Origin of the sequence: Streptococcus sp. HMSC36C04, from assembly GCF_001839535.1 — a bacterium.
GTDB classification, from domain to species: Bacteria; Bacillota; Bacilli; order Lactobacillales; family Streptococcaceae; genus Streptococcus; species Streptococcus hominis.
In genome coordinates this window covers 1-5,378 of the sequence record NZ_KV841568.1, presented here as the reverse complement: position 1 = coordinate 5,378, position 5,378 = coordinate 1, and the positions used below count along the sequence as shown (strand labels likewise).

Genomic DNA, 5,378 nt, shown 5'->3' with positions numbered 1-5,378 from the left:
TGCTAAGCGACTACCATATCTCACAGGGGGCAACCCCCAACTACTTCCGGCGTTCTAGGGCTTAACTTCTGTGTTCGGCATGGGTACAGGTGTATCTCCTAGGCTATCGTCACTTAACTGCTGAGTATCTAACACACTCAAAATTGAATAACGTCTCAAATTGTAAAAGATTTACCTCTACGCTATCTTTCTCAATGAAATTGTACTCCGGCTAGATCCCTACTAGATCTGCCTTCATTACTTAAGTAATTGTATTCGAACTAAAAAGCTAGTGATTTAGATAAATCATACGCTTTTCTTCACGTTCTCATTACTTCTTCTCGGATAAGTCCTCGAGCTATTAGTATTAGTCCGCTCCATTGCTCACACAACTTCCACTCCTAACCTATCTACCTGATCTTCTCTCAGGGCTCTTACTAACATAACGTTATGGGAAATCTCATCTTGAGGTGGGTTTCACACTTAGATGCTTTCAGCGTTTATCCCTTCCCTACATAGCTACCCAGCGATGCTCTTGGCAGAACAACTGGTACACCAGCGGTAAGTCCACTCTGGTCCTCTCGTACTAGGAGCAGATCCTCTCAAATTTCCTTCGCCCGCGACGGATAGGGACCGAACTGTCTCACGACGTTCTGAACCCAGCTCGCGTGCCGCTTTAATGGGCGAACAGCCCAACCCTTGGGACCGACTACAGCCCCAGGATGCGACGAGCCGACATCGAGGTGCCAAACCTCCCCGTCGATGTGAACTCTTGGGGGAGATAAGCCTGTTATCCCCAGGGTAGCTTTTATCCGTTGAGCGATGGCCCTTCCATACGGAACCACCGGATCACTAAGCCCGACTTTCGTCCCTGCTCGAGTTGTTGCTCTCGCAGTCAAGCTCCCTTATACCTTTACACTCTGCGATTGATTTCCAACCAATCTGAGGGAACCTTTGGGCGCCTCCGTTACCTTTTAGGAGGCGACCGCCCCAGTCAAACTGCCCGTCAGACACTGTCTCCGATAGGGATTACCTATCCGGGTTAGAGTGGCCATAACACAAGGGTAGTATCCCAACATCGCCTCCATCGAAACTGGCGTCCCGATCTCTTTGGCTCCTACCTATCCTGTACATGTGGCACAGACACTCAATATCAAACTGCAGTAAAGCTCCATGGGGTCTTTCCGTCCTGTCGCGGGTAACCTGCATCTTCACAGGTACTAAAATTTCACCGAGTCTCTCGTTGAGACAGTGCCCAAATCATTACGCCTTTCGTGCGGGTCGGAACTTACCCGACAAGGAATTTCGCTACCTTAGGACCGTTATAGTTACGGCCGCCGTTTACTGGGGCTTCAATTCATACCTTCGACTTACGTCTAAGCACTCCTCTTAACCTTCCAGCACCGGGCAGGCGTCACCCCCTATACATCATCTTACGATTTAGCAGAGAGCTGTGTTTTTGATAAACAGTTGCTTGGGCCTATTCACTGCGGCTCAGTTACACTGAGCACCCCTTCTCCCGAAGTTACGGGGTCATTTTGCCGAGTTCCTTAACGAGAGTTCTCTCGATCACCTGAGGCTACTCGCCTCGACTACCTGTGTCGGTTTGCGGTACGGGTAGAGTATAAATTAACGCTAGAAGCTTTTCTTGGCAGTGTGACGTCACTCACTTCGCTACTAAACTTCGCTCCCCATCACAGCTCAATGTTACAGATAGAAGCATTTGACTCCTATCACACCTCACTGCTTAGACGTGCTCTTCCATTCGCACGCTTGAGTTAGCCTACTGCGTCCCTCCTTCACTCTATACTCTAGTACAGGAATCTCTACCTGTTGGCCATCGGATACACCTTTCGGTCTCTCCTTAGGTCCCGACTAACCCAGGGCGGACGAGCCTTCCCCTGGAAACCTTAGTCTTACGGTGGACAGGATTCTCACCTGTCTTGCGCTACTCATACCGGCATTCTCACTTCTATGCGTTCCAGCGCTCCTCACGGTACACCTTCACCACACATAGAACGCTCTCCTACCATCCCCTAAAGGATCCACAGCTTCGGTAAATTGTTTTAGCCCCGGTACATTTTCGGCGCAGGGTCACTCGACTAGTGAGCTATTACGCACTCTTTGAATGAATAGCTGCTTCTAAGCTAACATCCTAGTTGTCTGTGCAACCCCACATCCTTTTCCACTTAACAATTATTTTGGGACCTTAGCTGGTGGTCTGGGCTGTTTCCCTTTCGACTACGGATCTTAGCACTCGCAGTCTGACTGCCGACCATAATTCTTTGGCATTCGGAGTTTATCTGAGATTGGTAATCCGGGATGGACCCCTCACCCAAACAGTGCTCTACCTCCAAGAATCTTTCTGTCGACGCTAGCCCTAAAGCTATTTCGGAGAGAACCAGCTATCTCCAAGTTCGTTTGGAATTTCTCCGCTACCCACAAGTCATCCAAGCACTTTTCAACGTGCCCTGGTGCGGTCCTCCAGTGAGTTTTACCTCACCTTCAACCTGCTCATGGGTAGGTCACATGGTTTCGGGTCTACATCATGATACTATGGCGCCCTCTTCAGACTCGGTTTCCCTACGGCTCCGTCTCTTCAACTTAACCTCGCATCATAACGTAACTCGCCGGTTCATTCTACAAAAGGCACGCTCTCACCCATTAACGGGCTCGAACTTGTTGTAGGCACACGGTTTCAGGTTCTCTTTCACTCCCCTCCCGGGGTGCTTTTCACCTTTCCCTCACGGTACTGGTTCACTATCGGTCACTAGGGAGTATTTAGGGTTGGGAGATGGTCCTCCCAGATTCCGACGGGATTCCTCGTGTCCCGCCGTACTCAGGATCCTGCTAGGTATAAAGACTATTTAAAATACGAGGCTCTTACTCTCTCTGGCAACCTTTCCCAAGGTCTTCTTCTATAATCTTTAAGTCCACATCGCAGTCCTACAACCCCGAGAAGTAAACTTCTCGGTTTGCCCTCTTGCCCTTTCGCTCGCCGCTACTCAGGCAATCGCTTTTGCTTTCTCTTCCTGCAGCTACTTAGATGTTTCAGTTCACTGCGTCTTCCTCCTCATATCCTTAATAGATACGGGTAACAGGCATCTACCTGTTGGGTTCCCCCATTCGGACATCCCTGGATCTACGCTTACTTACAGCTCCCCAAGGCATTTCGTCGTTTGTCACGTCCTTCTTCGGCTCCTAGTGCCAAGGCATCCACCGTGCGCCCTTACTAACTTAACCTTATCTTTGACCTCTCAGTCATATACTCATTAATATTCACAGCGTTTTCGGTTTATTTTCTTGTTACTATTTGATATCGTTATTCAATTTTCAATGTGCTAATCTTAGGATATTAAGAGACGGTTCGCTTGCGAAAACTTCTGTAGAAAAATAGAAAACTGACGCTGTGTTCGTCGAACACAAGGAAGTTTATCTTTTTTCCTAAGAAGTTAGTCTCATATGCAACTTCACTTCTTTATTAAGTTCAGTAGGATTCTATCCTAATGGAGCCTAGCGGGATCGAACCGCTGACCTCCTGCGTGCAAAGCAGGCGCTCTCCCAGCTGAGCTAAGGCCCCACAAGACCTCTCAAAACTAAACAAGACAAACTCAATGGCTTCCGTTTTTTCCTTAGAAAGGAGGTGATCCAGCCGCACCTTCCGATACGGCTACCTTGTTACGACTTCACCCCAATCATCTATCCCACCTTAGGCGGCTGGCTCCTTACGGTTACCTCACCGACTTCGGGTGTTACAAACTCTCGTGGTGTGACGGGCGGTGTGTACAAGGCCCGGGAACGTATTCACCGCGGCGTGCTGATCCGCGATTACTAGCGATTCCGACTTCATGTAGGCGAGTTGCAGCCTACAATCCGAACTGAGACTGGCTTTCAGAGATTAGCTTGCCGTCACCGGCTTGCGACTCGTTGTACCAGCCATTGTAGCACGTGTGTAGCCCAGGTCATAAGGGGCATGATGATTTGACGTCATCCCCACCTTCCTCCGGTTTATTACCGGCAGTCTCGCTAGAGTGCCCAACTCAATGATGGCAACTAACAATAAGGGTTGCGCTCGTTGCGGGACTTAACCCAACATCTCACGACACGAGCTGACGACAACCATGCACCACCTGTCACCGATGTTCCGAAGAAACTTCCTATCTCTAGAAATAGCATCGGGATGTCAAGACCTGGTAAGGTTCTTCGCGTTGCTTCGAATTAAACCACATGCTCCACCGCTTGTGCGGGCCCCCGTCAATTCCTTTGAGTTTCAACCTTGCGGTCGTACTCCCCAGGCGGAGTGCTTAATGCGTTAGCTGCGGCACTAAGTCCCGGAAAGGACCTAACACCTAGCACTCATCGTTTACGGCGTGGACTACCAGGGTATCTAATCCTGTTCGCTCCCCACGCTTTCGAGCCTCAGCGTCAGTTACAGACCAGAGAGCCGCTTTCGCCACCGGTGTTCCTCCATATATCTACGCATTTCACCGCTACACATGGAATTCCACTCTCCCCTTCTGCACTCAAGTTAAACAGTTTCCAAAGCCTACAATGGTTGAGCCACTGCCTTTCACTTCAGACTTTTCTAACCGCCTGCGCTCGCTTTACGCCCAATAAATCCGGACAACGCTCGGGACCTACGTATTACCGCGGCTGCTGGCACGTAGTTAGCCGTCCCTTTCTGGTTAAGTACCGTCACAGTATGAACTTTCCATTCTCACACTCGTTCTTCCTTAACAACAGAGCTTTACGATCCGAAAACCTTCTTCACTCACGCGGCGTTGCTCGGTCAGGGTTCCCCCCATTGCCGAAGATTCCCTACTGCTGCCTCCCGTAGGAGTCTGGGCCGTGTCTCAGTCCCAGTGTGGCCGATCACCCTCTCAGGTCGGCTATGTATCGTCGCCTAGGTAGGCCATTACCCTACCTACTAGCTAATACAACGCAGGTCCATCTACTAGCGATGCAATTGCATCTTTCAAGCATCTAACATGTGTTACATACTGTTATGCGGTATTAGCTATCGTTTCCAATAGTTATCCCCCTCTAATAGGCAGGTTACCTACGCGTTACTCACCCGTTCGCAACTCACAGTCTATGGTGTAGCAAGCTACGGTATAAACTGTGCGTCCTACTTGCATGTATTAGGCACGCCGCCAGCGTTCGTCCTGAGCCAGGATCAAACTCTCATATAAAGTTTGAGTTCTCACTCATTTCTGTCACTGACAGATTTATTGTTTCTTCTTAATGTTTGACGGACTGTCTTTAAACAGTCGCCTGCACATTGGTTCGTCTTGTTCAGTTTTCAAAGGTCTTTGTCGCCACTCAAGCGACAACTATCTTAGTATATCATCTCCTTCTCTTCTTGTCAATACCTTTTTTCATCTTTTTTTATTTTTCTT

Annotated in this window: 1 tRNA gene and 3 rRNA genes; all 4 read right to left on the bottom strand. The window is 49.1% G+C overall.

The annotated features are described in order from the left end of the window. Position 1: 1 nt before the first annotated feature. The 4 genes from rrf to HMPREF3249_RS01320 all read right to left on the bottom strand — a co-directional run bounded on the left by rrf (position 2) and on the right by HMPREF3249_RS01320 (position 5,171). A 5S ribosomal RNA gene (gene rrf, locus HMPREF3249_RS01335) occupies positions 2–117 on the bottom strand. 203 nt (positions 118–320) lie between these two features. Further along, positions 321–3,222, bottom strand: a 23S ribosomal RNA gene (locus tag HMPREF3249_RS01330). Between the two features lie 264 nt (positions 3,223–3,486). Continuing rightward, positions 3,487–3,559, bottom strand: a tRNA-Ala gene (locus HMPREF3249_RS01325). Positions 3,560–3,615: 56 nt separating this feature from the next. After that, positions 3,616–5,171, bottom strand: a 16S ribosomal RNA gene (locus HMPREF3249_RS01320). The 16S, 23S and 5S rRNA genes sit together here with 1 tRNA gene alongside, the layout of an rRNA operon. Positions 5,172–5,378 lie beyond the last annotated feature (207 nt).